This is a genomic window from Klebsiella sp. BIGb0407, from assembly GCF_024807845.1.
Classification (GTDB): domain Bacteria; phylum Pseudomonadota; class Gammaproteobacteria; order Enterobacterales; family Enterobacteriaceae; genus JGM124.
In genome coordinates this window covers 181,501-201,987 of sequence record NZ_JANUEQ010000003.1, presented here as the reverse complement: position 1 = coordinate 201,987, position 20,487 = coordinate 181,501, and the positions used below count along the sequence as shown (strand labels likewise).

At 47.3% G+C, this 20,487-nt stretch carries 19 protein-coding genes; 13 read left to right on the top strand and 6 right to left on the bottom strand.

The window, feature by feature from the left end; translation table 11 throughout:
* Positions 1-9: 9 nt before the first annotated feature.
* Positions 10-912, bottom strand: a complete 903-nt coding sequence (locus tag M2387_RS10975; RefSeq protein WP_259049842.1) for a TIGR01777 family oxidoreductase — start codon at positions 910-912, stop codon at positions 10-12.
* Positions 913-934: 22 nt separating this feature from the next.
* Positions 935-1,303, bottom strand: a complete 369-nt coding sequence (folX, locus tag M2387_RS10970) for a dihydroneopterin triphosphate 2'-epimerase (protein WP_259049231.1) — start codon at positions 1,301-1,303, stop codon at positions 935-937.
* Between the two features lie 238 nt (positions 1,304-1,541).
* Between folX and yfcF the strand changes: the two genes are divergently transcribed.
* Genes yfcF through yfcD form a run of 3 tightly spaced genes read left to right on the top strand, consistent with a single transcriptional unit; the run spans position 1,542 to position 3,392 of the window.
* Positions 1,542-2,174 (top strand): glutathione transferase, encoded by a 633-nt coding sequence (gene yfcF, locus M2387_RS10965; protein ID WP_259049229.1) that lies wholly within the window; start codon positions 1,542-1,544, stop codon positions 2,172-2,174.
* A 28-nt stretch (positions 2,175-2,202) separates the two neighbouring features.
* Positions 2,203-2,754 (top strand): phosphodiesterase, encoded by a 552-nt coding sequence (gene yfcE / locus M2387_RS10960; protein WP_259049227.1) that lies wholly within the window; start codon positions 2,203-2,205, stop codon positions 2,752-2,754.
* Between the two features lie 56 nt (positions 2,755-2,810).
* A complete protein-coding gene (gene yfcD / locus M2387_RS10955) occupies positions 2,811-3,392 on the top strand; it encodes an NUDIX hydrolase YfcD (RefSeq protein WP_259049225.1) in 582 nt (193 codons plus the stop codon).
* A 100-nt stretch (positions 3,393-3,492) separates the two neighbouring features.
* Here the strand turns inward: yfcD and pta are convergent, their stop codons facing one another.
* Together pta and ackA are read right to left on the bottom strand one after the other, a co-directional pair.
* Positions 3,493-5,637, bottom strand: a complete 2,145-nt coding sequence (pta, locus tag M2387_RS10950) for a phosphate acetyltransferase (RefSeq protein WP_259049223.1) — start codon at positions 5,635-5,637, stop codon at positions 3,493-3,495.
* 82 nt (positions 5,638-5,719) lie between these two features.
* Positions 5,720-6,922: an acetate kinase gene (gene ackA / locus M2387_RS10945; protein WP_259049221.1), complete on the bottom strand. Its 1,203-nt coding sequence runs from the start codon at positions 6,920-6,922 to the stop codon at positions 5,720-5,722.
* A gap of 336 nt (positions 6,923-7,258) precedes the next feature.
* On the opposite strand from ackA, the gene yfbV reads away from it, so the two are divergent.
* From yfbV to M2387_RS10925, 4 genes are all read left to right on the top strand, one after another.
* Positions 7,259-7,714 (top strand): terminus macrodomain insulation protein YfbV, encoded by a 456-nt coding sequence (gene yfbV / locus M2387_RS10940; RefSeq protein ID WP_259049219.1) that lies wholly within the window; start codon positions 7,259-7,261, stop codon positions 7,712-7,714.
* 222 nt (positions 7,715-7,936) lie between these two features.
* Complete coding sequence (locus M2387_RS10935) at positions 7,937-8,431, top strand: YfbU family protein (RefSeq protein ID WP_259049217.1); 495 nt, start codon at positions 7,937-7,939, stop codon at positions 8,429-8,431.
* A gap of 11 nt (positions 8,432-8,442) precedes the next feature.
* Positions 8,443-9,102 carry a sugar phosphatase gene (locus M2387_RS10930; protein WP_259049216.1) on the top strand — a complete coding sequence of 220 codons (660 nt, stop codon included), beginning with the start codon at positions 8,443-8,445 and terminating at the stop codon, positions 9,100-9,102.
* 85 nt (positions 9,103-9,187) lie between these two features.
* Entirely contained in the window at positions 9,188-11,020 is a 1,833-nt protein-coding gene (locus M2387_RS10925) for an SLC13 family permease (RefSeq protein ID WP_259049214.1), read from the top strand.
* 39 nt (positions 11,021-11,059) lie between these two features.
* On the opposite strand, the gene yfbR is transcribed toward M2387_RS10925, so the two are convergent.
* Complete coding sequence (gene yfbR / locus M2387_RS10920) at positions 11,060-11,656, bottom strand: 5'-deoxynucleotidase (RefSeq protein WP_259049213.1); 597 nt, start codon at positions 11,654-11,656, stop codon at positions 11,060-11,062.
* A gap of 120 nt (positions 11,657-11,776) precedes the next feature.
* On the bottom strand, positions 11,777-12,991 hold the full coding sequence (alaA, locus tag M2387_RS10915) for an alanine transaminase AlaA (protein WP_259049212.1): 1,215 nt from the start codon (positions 12,989-12,991) through the stop codon (positions 11,777-11,779).
* 1,073 nt (positions 12,992-14,064) lie between these two features.
* On the opposite strand from alaA, the gene M2387_RS10910 reads away from it, so the two are divergent.
* The 6 genes from M2387_RS10910 (at position 14,065) to nuoF (ending at position 20,445) form a co-directional block, all read left to right on the top strand.
* A complete protein-coding gene (locus M2387_RS10910; RefSeq protein WP_259049211.1) occupies positions 14,065-14,991 on the top strand; it encodes a LysR substrate-binding domain-containing protein in 927 nt (308 codons plus the stop codon).
* Between the two features lie 579 nt (positions 14,992-15,570).
* Positions 15,571-16,017: an NADH-quinone oxidoreductase subunit NuoA gene (nuoA, locus tag M2387_RS10905; protein WP_259049210.1), complete on the top strand. Its 447-nt coding sequence runs from the start codon at positions 15,571-15,573 to the stop codon at positions 16,015-16,017.
* Positions 16,018-16,032: 15 nt separating this feature from the next.
* Entirely contained in the window at positions 16,033-16,707 is a 675-nt protein-coding gene (gene nuoB, locus M2387_RS10900) for an NADH-quinone oxidoreductase subunit NuoB (protein WP_259049209.1), read from the top strand.
* Positions 16,708-16,793: 86 nt separating this feature from the next.
* On the top strand, positions 16,794-18,602 hold the full coding sequence (nuoC, locus tag M2387_RS10895) for an NADH-quinone oxidoreductase subunit C/D (RefSeq protein WP_259049208.1): 1,809 nt from the start codon (positions 16,794-16,796) through the stop codon (positions 18,600-18,602).
* 2 nt (positions 18,603-18,604) lie between these two features.
* Positions 18,605-19,105 (top strand): NADH-quinone oxidoreductase subunit NuoE, encoded by a 501-nt coding sequence (gene nuoE / locus M2387_RS10890; protein ID WP_259049207.1) that lies wholly within the window; start codon positions 18,605-18,607, stop codon positions 19,103-19,105.
* Positions 19,102-20,445: an NADH-quinone oxidoreductase subunit NuoF gene (nuoF, locus tag M2387_RS10885; RefSeq protein ID WP_259049206.1), complete on the top strand. Its 1,344-nt coding sequence runs from the start codon at positions 19,102-19,104 to the stop codon at positions 20,443-20,445. Before nuoE ends, nuoF begins: the two co-directional genes overlap by 4 nt.
* The last annotated feature ends 42 nt before the right edge of the window (positions 20,446-20,487 follow it).

Genomic DNA, 20,487 nt, shown 5'->3' with positions numbered 1-20,487 from the left:
GGCTGCCCGTTATTTCGACCTGCTGAAAATATCCTGCAATGCATCATCGATATTCTGCCAGCGGAATTGAAAGCCGGAGGCTTGGAGACGTTCGGGTAGCGCTCGCTGCCCCCCGAGTACCAGCACAGACGATTCCCCCATCAGTATCTTCACCATAAAGGCCGGAGCCGGCAATCGAGCGGGTCTGTTCAGCGCTTTGCCTAACGCCTGAGTAAATTGTGCATTAGAGACCGGATGAGGTGAAACCAGGTTCCAGGGGCCACTGAGAGGGTGGTCAAGTAACCAAATAATCCCGTTAACCATATCCTCAATATGTATCCAGGCCAGATACTGATGCCCGTTACCCAAATGACCTCCGAGGCCAAGGCGGAAGGGGAGGCACATTTTACTCAGAGCACCACCATCACGCGCCAGGACGACACCGGTGCGTAACAGACAGACGCGGGTCATGGCTGTCTGAGCCTGCATCGCGATGTCTTCCCACTGCTGGCAAAGGCGATGGGTAAACTCATCCTGTGGCACAGTCGTTTCTGTGATGATCTCCGGCCCCTGGTTACCGTAGTAACCGATAGCAGAGCCAGAAATAAAGACGCCGGGCGGACATCGACTTGCTTTGAATAAGGCAACTAACTGTTCAGTAATATGCCAGCGGCTCTGACAAAGACGTTCTTTCTGCGAGGTGGTCCAGCGCTTATCTGCAATGGGTTCACCGGCCAGGTTAATCACCGCATCGAAGTCATCAAGATGGGAAAGCAGGCTTAATTCCGGAAGGAGTGTCACCGTGCTCCCCAGTAACTGGGAAGCACGGTCAGGAGAGCGAGTGACAACGGTTATCTGTACATCAGTTTTCAGCAGGTGGCTAATCAGATGACGACCAATTAGCCCGGTACCGCCAGTTATTAATATACGCATCATCGCCCTCATGACAGAGAATTTACCGCTGCCAGCTCATTGCCATTGATACTGAGTCGGCATAACGTAGTGCATGCAGTTTGTCTATTTCAACTTCAGCATAGGTTACCCAGGGATGAACATGAGTGATCTCCAGCACATCCTGAGTGAGTTTTTCCAGCAGTGAAAAACGGTTGTTTTCTACTAACTGAATAACCTCTTTCGTTATAGTACGGTAGTTCAGAGCATCGCTGATATCTTCACTATTGCGCGCTCTGTCTGCTGGATAATGAATCACGATATTAATAACAATATCCTGACGATTGGCTATTTCTTCTTCTTTGATACCAATAAACGTCCGCAGACGCAGGTTTTTTATACGGATGATGGCATCCGCTTGCGAGGTGGGCATGACCGGCTCCTAAATGAGTGCTTCCTGTGAACGAATATACCAGCGAGAAAAAAATATTGCTTGTCAATCATTGGTCTGGCTTGAGGTTTTGCGATAACAGTATCTTACTGAGTCTTTCAAGCGGGATGATTATTCGGTGAAACGCTGACCAGGGCGGTGTCAGTTGTCTATTACAGATGACAGCGGCATTATTCTATTCTATGTTCAACTGACAATAATCGTATTAGCGGAGAATTCTATGCACCAGCCAGCCATCACATTGTGGTCTGATAACCGTTATTTTAGCCCCTATGTTTTTTCAGTCTATGTGGCATTAAAAGAAAAGGGGCTGGCTTTCACCCTGAAAACGATTGATTTAGATAGTGGAAAAAACCTGAGCCCAGGCTGGGAGGGTTATGATTTAACCCGGCGAGTCCCGGTCCTGGAAAGTGAGGGTTTCAGGCTCAGTGAGTCATCGGCGATTGATGAATACCTGGAAGAGGCTTTTGCTCCACCGGTATGGGCTCGCCTTTATCCGCATGATATTCAACAGCGCGCAAGAGCACGACAGATTCAGGCATGGTTACGCAGTGATTTAGCAGATATTCGTGAGGAGCGCCCCACCTCAGTGGTATTTGGTGGTGAGAAAAGACCTGCACTAAGTGAAAAAGGGCGTATTAGCGCAGAAAAACTGATCGTCACAGCACAAAATTTATTGCCAGAAGGGCAGGCTAACTTATTTGGCGAGTGGTCAATCGCTGACAGTGATTTGGCGGTAATGCTGAACCGTCTCATTTTAAATGGAGACGAGGTTCCGGAACGGCTTAAAGAATACGCCGCATTTCAATGGAAGCGTTCATCAGTACAGCTTTGGCTGGCGCTTTCGGTATAATCCCCCAAGTATATAAGGGAGATACCTCATGAAACTGATGTTTATATCTGACTTACATGGCGCGCTACCCGCTACTGAAGAGGCGTTAAATATCTTTGCTCGCAGTGGTGCCCAGTGGCTGGTTATCCTCGGAGACTTGTTAAATCATGGCCCGCGTAATGCCCTGCCGGAAGGTTATGCTCCAGCTGCTGTCGCGCAATGTCTGAATCAGGTGGCTGATAAAGTGATAGCTGTACGGGGTAACTGTGATAGCGAAGTCGACCAGATGTTATTAGATTTTCCAATAACAGCCCCCTGGCAGCAGGTACTATTATCTCAGCAACGTCTTTTTTTGACACACGGTCATCTATATAATCCTGATAAGTTGCCGCCTCTGGCAACTAACGATGTTCTGGTTTTTGGCCACACTCATCTGCCTGTCGCCAGACACCATCACCCGTACTATTTGTTTAACCCGGGCTCGGTCAGTATCCCAAAAGGAGGATATGAGGCGAGTTTTGGTATGCTCGATGATGACGTTCTGAGCGTTCGCACCTTGAATGGCAACAGGATGATTGCACAGGTTCGTATTACCCCGTAACGTTACAAAAAAATCCAACAACGCGTTTAAAAAACGCTCAGAAAAAGGTTTTCCTGATGGTGGAACAGCAGCATTTTGGTGACACAGAATGGGTTGATATTGTTAATGAGAATAACGAGGTTGTCGCACAAGCCAGCCGCGAAAATATGCGCGCTCAGCGTTTACGTCATCGCGCAACCTATATCGTTGTACATGATGGTATGGGCCGTATTCTGGTACAACGTCGCACTGAAATAAAAGACTTTATGCCCGGAATGCTGGATGCCACCGCCGGTGGAGTGGTTCAGGCTGATGAACAGCTATTAGAATCAGCACGTCGTGAAGCAGAAGAAGAGCTGGGTATTGCCGGTGTTCCTTTTGCAGAACATGGTCAGTTCTATTTTGAGGATGAGCACTGCCGCGTCTGGGGCGGTCTGTTTAGCTGTGTTTCTCACGGACCATTTGCCCTTCAGGTTGAAGAAGTCAGTGATGTTTGCTGGATGAAACCAGAAGAAATTACTGCGCGCTGTGATGAGTTTACGCCGGACTCGCTGAAGGCCCTGGCATTATGGATGACACGTAATGGCAGAAATGATACTTACGAGTCAGCGGCGAATAAAATAGCATCAGACTCAGACAGTCAGCTTACCTCTGAGTAATATTCAGTAGGAAAAAAGCCGTAACCTTTAAAATTAACAGGTTACGGCTTTTTTTATGTCTTACCAAGGCTAACTTTATTGTTAGCCCGAGTAAAATAGCTTACTGCTGTTGTGCAGACTGAATCGCTGTCAGTGCGATGGTATAGACGATATCGTCAACCAGTGCGCCACGTGACAAATCGTTTACCGGCTTACGCATGCCTTGCAGCATCGGTCCGATAGAAATCAGGTCAGCAGAACGCTGTACTGCTTTATAGGTGGTGTTACCGGTGTTCAGGTCAGGGAAGATAAAGACTGTCGCACGACCTGCAACCGGTGAGTTTGGCGCTTTAGATTTGGCAACATCTGCCATTACCGCTGCGTCATACTGTAACGGACCATCGATAACCAAGTCCGGGCGTTTTTCCTGAGCAATACGTGTTGCTTCGCGTACTTTCTCAACATCGCTACCCGCACCGGATGTTCCGGTAGAGTAGGAAAGCATCGCAACGCGTGGGTCGATACCGAAGGCCGCAGCAGAGTCAGCAGACTGAATAGCAATCTCTGCCAGCTGTTCAGCTGTTGGCGTTGGGTTAATTGCACAGTCGCCGTAAACGTAAACCTGCTCTGGTAACAGCATAAAGAACACTGAAGATACCAGTGAGCTTCCTGGTGCTGTTTTGATTAACTGTAACGGTGGACGGATGGTGTTTGCGGTGGTGTGTACTGCACCTGAAACCAGGCCATCCACTTCATCCTGCTCGAGCATCAGGGTACCGAGCATCACGTTATCTTCAAGCTGTTCACGCGCAACGGCTTCGGTCATACCTTTACTTTTACGCAGTTCAACCAGACGAGCGATGTAGCTTTCACGTACCACTTCAGGATCGACAATCTCGATGCCTTCGCCGAGTTCAACGCCCTGAGCCTCTGCAACGCGCAGAATGTCTTCTGGGTTACCCAGTAGCACACAGGTCGCAATACCACGTTCTGCACAGATAGAAGCCGCTTTAACGGTACGTGGTTCATCACCTTCAGGCAGAACAACACGTTTACCCGCCTTACGTGCCAGCTCGGTCAGCTGATAACGGAAGGCTGGCGGTGACAGACGACGGCTACGCTCTGAAGTTGCAGTCAGAGACTCAACCCAGTCAGCATCAATATGGCTGGCAACGTATTCCTGGACCTTTTCAATACGCTGAGTATCGTCGATAGGCACTTCCAGGTTGAAGCTTTGCAGGCTCAGAGAGGTCTGCCAGGTATTGGTGTTGACCATAAACATCGGCAGGCCGGTGGCAAATGCACGCTCACACAGTTTGCTGATGCGAGGATCCATTTCGTAGCCACCCGTCAGCAAGATAGCGCCAATTTCGACACCATTCATTGCGGCCAGGCAAGCGGCAACCAGAACGTCAGGACGGTCAGCAGAAGTAACCAGCAATGAACCAGGACGGAAGTGTTCCAGCATATGAGGAATACTACGCGCACAGAAAGTCACTGATTTAACGCGACGGGTCTGGATATCCCCTTCATTGATAACGGTCGCATTTAAGTGACGCGCCATATCAATTGCACGAGTGGCAATCAGATCAAAGCTCCATGGAATGCAACCTAATACCGGTAACGGACTGTTCGCAAACAGCTGTTTAGGATCGATATTAGCGACGCTGGCTTTGCTTGAATCATCAAAAATTTCAGATAAGTCAGGGCGTGTACGTCCTTGCTCATCTACCGGCGCGTTTAATTTATTGATAATCACGCCATTAATATTGGTGTTTTTGCTGCCACCAAAACTGCTACGTGCCAGTTCAATACGCTCTTTTAACTGCTCAGGAGAGTCATTGCCCAGCGACATTACGAATACGATTTCGGCATTCAGCGTTTTGGCTATTTCGTAGTTCAGCGCCTGAGCAAACTGGTGTTTACGTGTAGGCACTAAACCTTCAACCAGAACCACTTCAGCATCTTTGCTGTTGGTGTGGTAGTTGGCGATGATTTGTTCCATCAGCACGTCTTGCTGGTTATTCGACAGCAGAGACTCTACATAGCTCATTTTCAGGGGTTTTGCGGCTGGAATGGAGCTACTGGCGCGGACGATACTGGTGGTTTGGTCAGGCGTATTTTCGCCGCCATTACGTGGCTGAGCGATAGGTTTGAATACGCTAAGGCTCACGCCTTTTTGTTCCATAGCACGGATAACGCCAAGACTTACGCTGGTAAGACCGACACTGGTTCCGGTAGGAATAAGCATAATTGTACGGGACACGGTATAACCTCTTTCGTTTTCGTGAGCCTTAAGCTCAGCTTAACTGAAAACATGCCGCAGCGAGAGTGCTGCGGCAAGAGAATCAGGCAGTAAGGCGGGATGCATCCTGAGCGATAACCAGCTCTTCGTTGGTTGTGATAACCAGCACCGGACGAGTACCTTCTTTGTTGATAAAGCCGGACTTGCCAAAACGTGCTGCCAGGTTACGTTCGTGGTCAACTTCCAGACCCAGAACACCCAGTTTATTCAATGACAGTTCACGTACCATGGCTGCGTTTTCACCGATACCACCGGTGAATACAACTGCGTCCAGACGACCGTCCATCAGCGCGGTATAAGAACCGATATATTTTGCCAGGCGATGGCAGTAAACGTCCATTGCACGTTTAGCGTCTTCTTTCTCTGCGTAGTTGTCTTCAACATAACGGCAGTCACTGGTGACTTCGGTCAGACCCAGCAGACCAGACTCTTTGGTCAGCATTTTATTGATGTCGTCGATATTCATGCCGAGAGTGTCATGCAGATGGAAGATAATCGCAGGATCGATATCACCAGAACGGGTACCCATAACCAGACCTTCAAGCGGGGTCAGACCCATTGAGGTGTCAACGCTCTTACCGTTGCGAACAGCCGTTACAGAACCGCCGTTACCAAGGTGACAGGTGATGACATTCACTTCATCAACAGGTTTGTTCAGCATTTTTGCCGCTTCCTGGGTAACATAGAAGTGGCTGGTACCGTGCGCGCCATAGCGACGAACACCGTGCTCTTTATACAGTTTGTATGGAAGAGCGTAGAGATAAGACTCTTCTGGCATAGTCTGATGGAAAGCGGTGTCGAATACAGCGACGTTTTTATCGGCAAGTTCAGGGAACGATTTCAGCGCTTCTGCAATACCAATCAGGTGAGGCGGATTGTGTAATGGTGCAAAAGAGGCGGAATCTTTGATACCCTGAATCACAGAGTCATCGATAACAACGGAGCTGGTGTATTTCTCGCCACCGTGAACGATACGGTGACCGATTGCTGTAAGCTGGGCTAACAGTTCTGGTTTTTGTGCCAGAATGTTGTTAACAATGAAGTTAAGCGCTTCGCTATGGGCGGCGCCTGCACCCAGAGCTGCTTCGTGTTTAGCACCATCCAGTTTCCACTTAAGACGTGCTTCAGGCAGATGGAAGCATTCGGCTAAACCAGAAAGATATTCTTCACCGTTTGCCGCATCGATAATAGCGAATTTCAGTGATGAACTACCGCAGTTCAGAACCAGTACAAGCTTACTCGACATGGGAATACCTACTTTAAATTCGTGGCTAAAAAAACATCAGATAGTCTATCATCGTAGCGCATGATGGCCCTGATATTTATGATTAACGTCATGCCAGGAGTATTTTTTTGGCATGGCGAATAAATAATGCGAAGTCTCTGCCGTTTACCCACTTTTTGGCTACGGCAAGTATAATAAAACTTAGGTTGATAGCCTGCGTATTAGACCTGCAGCTATTAAACGCGCACAGGGTAGCAGATAGACAACCATAAATACAAAATCTTTTGAACGATAGAAACTACAGTTGTTGAGTTATGATAATTTTTTATTCTTTATGCAAAAAGTTGAGGTAAAGCCATGTCAACACCCCAGAATAGTCATTTAAGCTGGTTCAGCTTATTCGGACGTGGACAGCATTATGCGAAAACATGGCCTATGGATAAACGTCTCGCTCCGGTATTTGTTGAGAACCGCGTGATTCGTATGACTCGCTTTGCTATACGATTTATGCCGCCTATCGCGGTATTCACTCTGACCTGGCAAATTGCACTCGGTGGCCAGCTAGGGCCCGCTGTCGCTACCGCGCTGTTTGCCTGCAGTTTACCGTTACAGGCGTTATGGTGGTTAGGAAAGCGTTCCGTCACCCCATTACCCCCGTCACAGCTACAATGGTTCTATGATATTCGCGATAAGCTCCAGGCTGCCGATCAGACCGTTGCGCCAATAGAAGGAAAACCTGACTACCAGGCACTGGCTGATGTCCTCAAGCGCGCATTTACTCAGCTTGATAAAACCTTTTTAGATGATTTGTAACCCGTGCTCTACGCTAAATATAGGTGTTTTGTATGACTGGGTCATGAAACGACTTTCGATACCCATCCGGTTTTTCAAAACTCTATTGATTATGGATGGTTTACGGGTATCTGCTGGAGATTTTTTATTAAACTCTTGTGCTATCTCAAGGCAACACCCTGGGGTCGTTCGGTAAGGTGAAGTAAATACTTAAATACTTTTCTTAAAGACAGGAGCCAGTAAATGGAAATGACTCATGCACAGCGTCTTATTCTATCGAATCAATATAAGTTAATGACCATGATGGACCCAGGTAACGCAGAGCGCTATCAGCGCTTGCAGACCATTGTCGAACGTGGTTACGGGCTGCAAATGCGTGAGCTTGATAGTGAGTTCGGCTCACTGAAAGAAGAGACTTGTCGTACTATCATCGACATTATGGAAATGTTTCACGCTTTGCAGGTCAGCTGGACGAACTTAAAAGATAACCAAAGTATTGGTGAATCACGGGTGATTTTCCTTGGCTTTGATGCCATCAAAGAAAGTGAATTTCTGCATTATGTTCGTTTCTTAGTGACCACCGAAAACCGTTATCAGCATTTTACCCCGGGAGCTGACAACTTTAATGCCCAGACTCCTATGTGGGACAAATATATACGCATGCAGACGGCCTGGCATGCTTGTCCGCGTCAGTATCATTTAAGCGCCAATGAAATTACGCAAATTATCAATGCCTGAGGAGATACAGATTGAAGTGTAAAGGTTTTTTGTTTGACTTAGACGGTACGCTTGTTGACTCTTTGCCCGCGGTTGAACGCGCATGGACTCAGCTTGCTGAACGCCTCAATGTTCCGGCACAAGAAGTCCTGGATTTCATTCATGGCAAGCAAGCTATCACCTCAATACGTCATTTTATGCAGGGGGCGTCTGAAGAGGCGATTGCACGTGAGTTTTCATGGCTTGAAAAACGGGAAGCTGAAGACATCGAAGGTGTGACTGCACTGCCTGGGGCAATCGAACTCCTTACTTATCTTAATGAGGCTAATATTCCTTGGGCAATAGTGACCTCAGGTACTGTGCCGATTGCCTATGCGCGTCATCGGGCGGCTGGCTTGCCAGAAACAGAGACCTTTGTCACCGCAGAACAGGTTGAACGCGGTAAACCTGAACCTGATGCTTATCTGCTGGGTGCTCATTTGTTAGGTTTTGAGCCAGAGCAGTGCGTGGTAGTGGAAGATGCCCCGGCAGGGATCCTGTCTGGCTTAGCTGCGGGTTGCCATGTTATCGCTGTTAATGCGCCATCAGAGACTCCACGACTGGAACATGTTGACTATGTTCTCTCTTCACTGACCGAACTGCTAATACAGAAAACAGCAGACGGTTATGTTGAGATCCTAAGAAAGCACTAATTCTTTGATTTAGCCCCTGATTGATGGGGCTTTTTTATGGCATCTTCGCGAATGTGATCAATCTTCATAATGATAAGGGAATATTATGAACCTGGAACTCATTTGGGTATTGTCGCTACTGGCTATTGCCATCGTCTTGTTTGCAACAGGCAAGATGCGTATGGACGCTGTAGCATTACTGATGATTATTGCTTTTGTTCTCAGTGGAACGCTGACACTCAGTGAAGCCTTTTCTGGCTTCAGCGATCCTAATGTCATTCTTATTGCCGCATTGTTCATCATTGGCGATGGTTTAGTGCGTACCGGTGTGGCCACTAATGTCGGTGTCTGGCTTGTTTCAGTTGCAGGAAGCAGTGAAATAAAGATGCTGGTTTTGCTGATGGTGACCGTTGCTGGCCTTGGCGCCTTTATGAGTTCCACAGGCGTTGTGGCCATTTTTATCCCGGTGGTTCTCAGTGTTGCTTTGCGCATGAAGATATCACCCTCGCGTTTAATGATGCCGCTGAGTTTTGCCGGATTAATCAGTGGCATGATGACCCTGGTTGCCACGCCGCCAAACCTTGTGGTTAACAGTGAATTACTGCGTGAAGGTCTGGAAGGTTTTCAGTTCTTTAGCGTCACCCCTATAGGTATTGTGGTTCTGATACTGGGGATTATCTATATGTTAGCTGCCCGTTTTGCCTTAAGGGGCAAGGATCAGGGGACACATAAAGATGCTGGCAGGCGTAGTACTTTCCGGGATTTGATTAAAACCTATCGCCTGAATGGGCGTGCACGGCGTCTTGCCATTCGTCCAGGTTCGCCGATGATTGGTGCCCGGCTTGATGACCTGAGCTTGCGCGAACGTTACAGTGCTAACGTTATCGGGGTTGAACGCTGGAGGCGTTTTCGGCGTGTGATGGTTAATGTCACCGGTGAAACTGAATTCCGTGAACGTGATGTTCTGCTAATCGATATTTCTGCTTCTGAAGAAGAATTACGGCAGTTTTGTAGTGAACAACTGCTGGAGCCAAAAATATTACGCGGTGAGTATTTTTCTGACCAGGCAATGGATGTTGGCATGGCCGAAGTCCTGTTAGTCCCTGAGTCTGAACTGACGGGGAAAACGGTACGGGAAATGGCATTCCGCACTCGCTATGGTCTTAATGTTGTCGGACTGCGACGTGCCGGGAAGGCAATGGAGGGCTCGATAGTCAATGAACCGATACAGTCCGGTGATATTATTCTGGTGGTCGGTGACTGGAAATTAATTAAACTACTTTCACAACAGAACCGCGATTTCTTGCTGCTCAATATTCCTGCTGAAGAGGTCGATGCCTCGCCTGCTCATAGCCAGGCTCCTCATGCACTTTTCTGTCTGGTCCTGATGGTGGTGCTGATGGTGATGGATGAGATCCCGAATCCAATCGCTGCGATTATTGCCTGCCTGCTGATGGGGAAATTTCGCTGTATTGATATGGAAAGCGCTTACAAGGCTATCCACTGGCCGAGCATTATTCTCATTGTCGGTATGATGCCTTTCGCCCTCGCTTTACAAAAAACCGGTGGCGTTGATTTGATTGTCCATGGGCTGATGTCGTTTGGTGGTGATTACGGGCCGCATATTATGCTGGTCTGTTTGTTTGTAATGTGCGCTGCGATTGGCTTATTTATTTCTAATACCGCAACGGCCGTATTAATGGCACCTATTGCACTGGCAGCCGCAAAAACGATGGGGGTTTCACCTTATCCTTTTGCCATGATAGTGGCGATGGCGGCATCTGCTGCGTTTATGACGCCAGTCTCCTCACCAGTGAATACCCTGGTATTAGGTCCCGGCCATTATACGTTCAGCGACTTTGCGAAAATTGGTGTTCCATTCACCTTTATTGTGATGATCGTATGTGTGGTAATGGTGCCTATGCTGTTTCCTTTTTAAGGGGAAATATTTCCTCACCGACAGGCGGTGAGGAATAGATCATAGTGGCGAGTCCTGGCTAATTTCATCCAGCGAGAGATGAAAACTAGGAACGAAGGTTTCGATAAAATAGGCCATCTCATCACTGTGACGTTCAGCTAAGGTCTTTTCCAGACGTGTTTTAGCCAGCGAGAACTCATGATTTCCCGCTGAAAGTTCTTCCAGGCATTTAAGATAAGCACAAAGTGTATCGGCCTGTTTGACGATGGATTTTTCATCATGGCTGTACTGAGCCTCATCAATCAAGGGGGCCCAGATATCACGTAATTCTTCCGGAACCATCTCTATCATTTTTTGTTGGGCAATTTTCTCGATAGCTTTGTACTCATGAGCAATTTGTGAATTGAAGTACTTAACTGGAGTAGGGAGATCGCCCGTCAGTACTTCACTAGCGTCGTGGTACATAGCCAGAAGAGCAATACGTTCAGCGTTAACCTGACCATTAAATTTACGATTTTTAATCACCGCAAGGGCATGGGCGACCATCGCAACCTGGAGACTATGCTCTGAGACATTTTCTGTGCGTACATTACGCATTAACGGCCAGCGCTGGATGAGCTTCAGACGTGAAAGATAGGCGAAGAAGTGACTTTGCATAACACCCCCAAATAAAACAGATAAAGCGTATTTTGCGGGGCTGCGAAGGACATTGCAAATGTCCTTCGCAGATTAAAGATAAAACAGGAAGTTTACTCTTCTGGTGTTACGGGATGCATATTACTGGTGATAGTGGCTAAGGAAACGACCCAGCTTAGTGATAGCCATTTCCAGCTCATCGACACGGGGTAACGTCACTATTCTGAAATGATCGGGCGACGGCCAGTTAAAAGCGGTCCCCTGAACCAGCAGCACTTTTTCCTGAAGCAGAAAATCTAACACCATTTTCTGATCGTCATGAATGTTGAAACGTTTCGCGTCAATTTTCGGGAACATATACAGCGCGCCGCGAGGCTTAACGCAAGACACGCCAGGAATTTCATTAATGAGTTCAAACGCCCGATTACGTTGCTCATATAAACGCCCTCCGGGCACAATGAATTCACTGATGCTCTGATAGCCTCCGAGCGCTGTTTGAATCGCATGCTGAGCGGGCACATTCGCACAAAGGCGCATAGATGCCAGCATTTCCAGACCTTCAATATAACCTTTAGCGTGTTTTTTCGGGCCGCTAAGGACCATCCAGCCCTGACGGAATCCGGCGACACGATAGGTTTTTGATAAACCATTGAAGGTGATTGTTAACAAATCGGGTGCCAGGGCAGCAATAGAATGATGCTCTGCGTCGTCATAGAGGATCTTATCGTAGATTTCATCAGCAAAGATTATCAGGTTATGCTGACGCGCAAGTTCGACGATTTCTAATAGCAGCTCTTTAGAGTACACAGCCCCGGTTGGGTTATTCGGGTTAATAATTACGATCCCGCGGGTACGTGGCGTTATTTTGGCACGAATATCATCAAGATCGGGGAACCAGTCAGCGCTTTCATCACAGAGATAGTGAACAGCTTTACCGCTGGACAATGAAACCGCCGCCGTCCAGAGAGGGTAATCCGGAGCCGGGACCAGCATTTCATCACCACTGTTCAGCAAAGCCTGCATTGACTGAACAATGAGTTCTGATACGCCGTTACCAATGTAAATATCTTCCACCGTGACATCACGCATACCTCGTGCCTGGTAGTGCTGCATGATAGCCTTACGGGCGGAATATAAGCCCTTGGAATCGCAATAACCTTGGGCTGTAGGCAGATTACGAATCACATCCACCAGGATTTCATCCGGTGCGTCAAAGCCAAATGGCGCAGGGTTACCAATATTCAGCTTAAGGACTTTATTGCCTTCCTCTTCGAGGCGCTTGGCCTCTTTCAGTACCGGGCCGCGGATGTCATAACAGACATTATCAAGTTTACTGGATTTTTCGATAGGGGACATGAAACGGTGACCTTTGTTGTTAGCGTTGCTTCCCGCCGTGGAAGCAGATATTTCACAATGTACTCTTGCTACTGCAAGATTTGAAGGGTGCGAGTTCCCTGAAATAGAAATAAATTATCAAATGAATGAAGGGTTATTCTAAATCTTTAATGGTATTAAATTCTGGATTCGGTTTTATTGATGAATTTTTAATCTCATATTGCTTGTTAGTACGTGTTTTTTGTCTGTTATTGCTTGACTGCGCAGCAGGAATGGTCGGATTTTTTTGTGTCTTTCATCGCTATCGGGATAAAGCATTTAGATCTATAGTTTAAACGTCAGCTCTTTCCGGACATGCTGCAGAGCAGAATAAGAAATAGTCAATCAGCATATATATTAGAAGTCATTCAATTTTTTAAAATTCATCAGTGCTGTTATAAATAATGTACGATAAAAAGTAACAAATCGAATGCTTCATTTTTACATTGTGTGATTATAGCAAAACATATTGCTGACGGATAAATGTTACGACAAATATCAAAGAATAGCTCTGCTCCTGTCAGAAACACCATGTCGTTTTAGTCATTGCTAAAAATGGATTCTTTTTTTTCATAAAAATATCGTTCTTTAACAGTTATCAAATCAGTATTCAGTAATAATGATGAAGTAACTTTTATGAGAAGAAATGTCTGCATTATCAATGCGGTAAAATATAAATATGCCAGTGATATTATCAATGTTATTTGTTTTTAGGATTATCGCTAAATATATACAAAAAATAATTTTCGTTGCTTATCGGTGTAACCTGAAGACAGGTGATGAGCATAGATAAGCGATGTGATTCAATTTTTTGAATGTCAGTCACCCCTAGTGACTTGAAGTATCAAGAGAGATAAGCAGGCCTCATGATTCGGCGAACCTTAAGAAAGCTATCTATGGCTTCCAGAAGTCTGATGGCATGGATATACGGGATAGCTGCTGAATTAAGTTGTGAGAGTAATCAGACAAGACAGTAAAGGGAATTGATTTATCTATATGATAAGTCAAAAAATAAACCAAGGAAGACTCGTAAGAGAAATCGACTAGTGAAAAAAATGGCTAACGAAAATCGTCTTATACTTAATCTGGATCTTGATTTACTACGAACATTTGTTGCAGTCGCGGATCTGAATACTTTCGGCGCCGCAGCCATTGCCGTATGCCGTACTCAGTCGGCTGTCAGTCAGCAAATGCAGCGTTTGGAACTACTGGTAGAAAAAGAACTTTTTGTGCGTCATGGCAGGAACAAATTACTGACTGACCATGGCGTTCAGTTACTTGGCTATGCCCGGAAGATATTACGTTTTAATGATGAGGCCTGTTTATCATTACGCGCCAGTACGTTTGATGGCGTATTAACATTATGGGCGGCAGCTGAAATAACCGAAGCGATTTTACCTGCTCAGTTAGACTTGATTCGTTCTATATACCCAAAACTTGTCCTCGATGTAAGAATTAAAAGCAATCCATTCCAGGATGCAAAAGTGAGTCAGCAGGAGGTTGATTTGATCGTTGCAACATCACATCCTGCACATTATGAGAGCACTGTATTACGTCGTTCATCCACACTCTGGTATTGCGCCACTGAGTACATTTTCCGTAAAGGGGAACCCATTCCACTGGTTCTGCTGGAAGAGTCCTGTTTACATCGGGACATGATGCTCAATACCTTAAATAATGCGGGTATTCCATGGAGAATATCCTATGAAGCTACGACCCAGGCTTCGGTTTATGCGGCTCTAAAAGCAGGGCTTGGCGTAACCGCAGGGCCTATGGAAGCGATGATGTGCAACGAACTCCGCATGCTAGGGCAGTCTGAAGGATTACCGATTTTGCCGGAAACAAAATACCTGCTCTGCAAGCATCCTGAAACGCAAAATGCGATGGCTCAGATGCTTTTTAATCAATTATCTGATGAGCTGAATCCCTCCCGTTACCGGGTTAAGGATGAGAGTTCCCTGAGTGCAAGTATGATTGGTTAGCCGCTATTCAGCCTTTTTTTGATATGCACTGTTGCAGTGGATTAAACGAATTTCAGGTAGCGGGTATCGTACTGCATTCACTCTGGCTCAGGAATGAGCAGAGTGAACGGTATGCCTTGATAATCCTGAGATTGCACATTTCTCGCTGACAGACAAGATGTTAAAAAATTCACAAATATGTTACATAATTTTGATGTAAATTCGTGAAACTGTGTCCTGGATCAAAAAAATACTCAGATTAAGGGGAGGAATCAGCGCGATTTCCTGCCAGAATAGAGGGGTATTTTTTTGCACACGACGGACACGATTCAACAAATTATTAATCGGTTTATAAACTTACGAGTATTAGTTTATAAAGCATTAAATGTTAAAGAAAATCTGTCAACGTAAATTTATGTGTGCTTACTTTTGTTAAAGTTGACAAAAGGTTATAGAAAGGAGTAAAAAACCCCATCAATTTTCTGTCTATTGTTCGTTTCTGACAGTCATTGTACGGTTTTTCGTTCTTCCCATGAATCGATGTGGTGTTCATCTGCCAGTAAGAGCAGAGGTTTAAACGTCACTTTTGATGAGTAAGCAATGAGTATGTCAACATCAATCGAAGTTATCGCTCAACACTGGGCGTTTGCTGTCTTTGTTATTGTTGCTATTGGTCTGTGCTGTTTTATGCTCACCGGAGGTTGGTTACTCGGTGGCAGAGCTCGGGCCCGGCACAAAAATACCCCCTTCGAGTCAGGCATTGACTCTGTAGGTACGGCACGTCTACGCCTCTCTGCTAAGTTTTACTTAGTTGCCATGTTTTTCGTCATCTTTGACGTAGAAGCACTGTACCTCTTTGCCTGGGCAATTTCCGTTCGTGAAAGTGGCTGGGTTGGCTTCATAGAGGCCGCAATCTTCATTTTAGTTCTACTGGCTGGGCTTGTGTATCTGGTGCGTGTTGGTGCGCTGGATTGGACTCCTGTGCGTTCGCGCCGTGAGCAAATGAACCCGGAAACAGACAGTACTACTAACCGTCATACGCAGTAACAACGAGGCAATAAGATGGACTATACGCTCACCCGCATAGACCCTAACGGTGAGAATGACCGTTACCCCCTGCAAAAACAGGAAATCGTAACCGATCCACTGGAGCAAGAAATTAACCGTAGTGTCTACGTAGGCAAGCTTGAACATGCTCTGCACGACATGGTTAACTGGGGCCGTAAGAACTCAATTTGGCCCTATAACTTCGGTCTTTCTTGCTGTTATGTGGAGATGGTAACGTCGTTTACCGCTGTACATGACGTTGCACGTTTTGGCGCAGAAGTATTGCGTGCTTCCCCTCGCCAGGCAGACTTGATGGTGATTGCAGGTACCTGTTTTACCAAAATGGCTCCGGTCATTCAGCGCCTGTATGATCAGATGCTGGAACCTAAGTGGGTTATTTCGATGGGCGCTTGTGCCAACTCTGGTGGCATGTATGACATTTATTCTGTTGTGCAGGGCGTAGACAAATTTCTGCCAGTTGACGTGTATATTCCTGGCTGTCCACCTCGCCCGGAAGCCTACATGCAAGCATTGATGCTGCTGCAGGAATCCATTGGTAAAGAGCGTCGTCCGCTGTCCTGGGTTGTTGGCGATCAGGGTGTTTACCGCGCCAACATGCAGTCAGAGCGTGAACGTAAGCGCGGCGAACGTATTGCTGTTACCAATCTGCGTACACCAGACGAAATTTAATTTGCGCCTGCGGTCAGTGAACGCCTTGCATTTCAATAATATCAAAGCAAAGGCACTGGCCGTCAGTCACCACAGACTCATTTGCAATGGTGAGAACTATGACCGATTTAACCGCGCAAGACGCCCTGCCAGCCTGGCAGACCAGGGATCATCTTGATGACCCTGTAATAGGTGAACTGCGTAACCGCTTTGGGCCTGATGCTTTTACCATTCAGCCTACCCGTACCGGGGTTCCTGTTGTTTGGGTTAAGCGCGAACAGCTGCTGGAAGTTGTCGACTTCTTAAAGAAACTCCCGAAACCTTATGTCATGTTGTTCGATTTACATGGCATGGACGAACGTCTCCGTACTCACCGCAACGGTTTACCGGCTGCGGATTTTTCCGTTTTCTACCACTTCATTTCGATCGATCGCAATCGCGACATCATGCTGAAAGTGGCTTTAGTTGAAAACGATCTGTATGTGCCGACGTTGACTAACTTGTTCCCGAACGCCAACTGGTATGAGCGTGAAACATGGGAAATGTTTGGGGTCACCTTTAAAGGTCACCCGAATCTGACTCGCATCATGATGCCATCCACCTGGGAAGGCCATCCACTGCGTAAAGATTATCCGGCACGTGCCACTGAATTCGATCCGTTTGTGTTGACCAAACAGAAAGAAGACCTGGAAATGGAAGCGCTGACGTTCAAGCCTGAAGACTGGGGCATGAAACGTAGCAGCGAAAATGAAGATTTCATGTTCCTGAACCTGGGTCCTAACCACCCCTCTGCGCATGGTGCTTTCCGCATCGTGTTACAGCTTGATGGTGAAGAGATAGTCGATTGTGTTCCTGACATCGGTTATCACCATCGCGGCGCAGAAAAAATGGGCGAACGTCAGTCCTGGCACAGCTATATTCCGTACACCGACCGTATCGAATACCTCGGTGGTTGCGTGAACGAAATGCCTTATGTGTTAGCGGTTGAAAAGCTCGCAGGTATTGTTGTGCCTGAGCGCGTGGAAGTGATCCGCGTGATGCTGTCTGAGCTGTTCCGTATTAATAGTCATCTGCTGTATATCTCTACGTTTATTCAGGACGTGGGTGCAATGACTCCGGTGTTCTTCGCCTTTACTGACCGTCAGAAAATTTATGACCTGGTCGAAGCGATAACCGGTTTCCGTATGCATCCTGCCTGGTTCCGTATTGGTGGTGTGGCGCATGACTTGCCGAAAGGCTGGGAACGCTTGCTGAAAGAGTTCCTCGAGTGGATGCCAAAACGTCTCGATTCTTACGAGAAAGCGGCACTGCGTAACTCCATTCTGAAAGGCCGTTCTCAGGGTGTTGCTGCCTATAACGCTAAAGAAGCCCTGGAGTGGGGTACGACGGGTGCAGGTCTGCGCGCAACCGGTATTGATTTCGATATCCGTAAAGCGCGTCCTTACTCTGGCTATCAGAATTTCGACTTTGAAGTGCCTGTTGGCGGTGGTGTCAGCGACTGCTACACCCGCGTGATGCTGAAAGTCGAAGAGTTGCGTCAAAGTCTGCGTATCCTTGACCAGTGCCTGAAAAATATGCCAGCTGGCCCGTTCAAAGCGGATCATCCGCTGACTACGCCGCCACCGAAAGAGCGTACTTTGCAGCATATCGAAACCTTGATTACTCACTTCCTGCAAGTTTCGTGGGGCCCGGTAATGCCGGCCAACGAATCCTTCCAGATGATTGAGGCAACCAAAGGAATTAACAGTTACTACCTGACCAGTGACGGCAGCACCATGAGCTACCGTACCCGTGTCCGTACGCCGAGCTTCGCGCATTTGCAGCAAATTCCGTCGGCAATTCGTGGCAGCCTGGTTTCTGACCTGATTGTCTATCTGGGTAGTATCGATTTTGTAATGTCTGATGTGGATCGCTAACTATGCATGATAACCAACAAAACCAGACTGAGACTTTTGAGCTGAGTACGGAAGAGCGTGAGGCCATTGAGCACGAGATTCATCATTATGAAGATCCTCGTGCTGCGTCCATTGAAGCGCTGAAAATTGTTCAGAAACAGCGTGGCTGGGTGCCTGATGGTGCGATTTATGCCATTGCTGATGTACTGGGCATTCCGGCAAGTGATGTGGAAGGTGTGGCAACGTTTTATAGCCAGATTTTCCGCCAGCCGGTAGGGCGTCACGTTATTCGTTATTGCGATAGCGTTGTCTGCCATATCACTGGCTATCAGGGCATTCAGTCTGCTCTTGAAGGCAAGCTTGCTATCAAACCGGGCCAGACTACTGCGGATGGTCGCTTCACCTTATTGCCAACCTGCTGCCTGGGTAACTGTGATAAAGGGCCAAATATGATGATTGATGAAGATACCCACAGTCATCTGACTCCGGAAGCGATTCCTGACTTGCTGGAGCGGTATAAATGAAAACCATTATTCGTACTGCTGAAACACATCCACTGACTTGGCGTCTGCGTGACGATAAGCAGCCAGTATGGCTTGAAGAGTACCAAAGCAAAAACGGCTATGCGGGTGCCCGTAAAGCCCTGAGTGGTATGGCGCCAGACGAAATCGTTACTGCGGTTAAAGATGCCGGCCTGAAAGGTCGTGGTGGTGCAGGATTTTCCACGGGTCTGAAGTGGAGCCTGATGCCGAAAGACGAGTCCATGAACATTCGTTACCTGCTGTGTAACGCTGATGAAATGGAACCCGGTACCTATAAAGACCGTTTATTGATGGAGCAACTGCCTCACCTGCTGGTGGAAGGCATGCTTATCTCCGCATTCGCGCTGAAAGCCTACCGCGGTTATATCTTCTTGCGTGGCGAGTATATCGAAGCTGCTGTGCATCTGCGTCGTGCGATTGAAGAAGCAAAACAAGCCGGATTACTCGGGAAGAACATTCTTGGGTCTGGTTTTGATTTTGAGTTAATCGTACATACCGGTGCCGGACGTTATATTTGCGGTGAAGAAACTGCATTGATTAACTCCCTGGAAGGTCGTCGTGCTAACCCACGATCTAAACCACCTTTCCCGGCATCAAACGGTGTCTGGGGTAAACCTACCTGTGTTAACAACGTAGAAACCCTGTGTAACGTCCCGGCGATTCTGGCAAACGGCGTTGAGTGGTATCAGGGTATTGGCGGTTTGAGCAAAGACGCCGGTACTAAACTGATGGGCTTCTCAGGTCGCGTTAAAAACCCGGGTGTCTGGGAATTACCTTTTGGTACTACTGCTCGTGAAATCCTCGAAGATTATGCTGGCGGTATGCGTGATGGTTTGAAGTTTAAAGCCTGGCAACCGGGTGGAGCAGGGACAGACTTCCTGACCGATGCTCATCTGGATTTACCGATGGAATTCGAAAGTATCGGTAAAGCAGGTAGCCGTCTCGGAACCGCACTGGCAATGGCAGTTGACCATGAAATCGGTATGGTTTCTCTGGTTCGTAACCTGGAAGAATTTTTCGCCCGTGAGTCTTGCGGCTGGTGTACACCTTGTCGTGATGGTCTGCCATGGAGCGTGAAAATTCTGCGCGCCATCGAGCGTGGGGAAGGGCAGCCTGGTGATATTGAAACGCTGGAGCAGCTTTGTCGCTCCCTCGGGCCCGGTAAAACCTTCTGTGCTCATGCGCCTGGTGCTGTTGAGCCACTCCAAAGTGCCATTAAATATTTCCGCGACGAATTCGAAGCAGGCATTGCCAAACAGGATTACGGTAACCTCCGCCATATAAGCGGTATTCAACCGAACCTGTTAAAAACGCGCTGGTAATATTCCTTCATCACGATTTTCCGTGAGGAATGGCACAAGAAT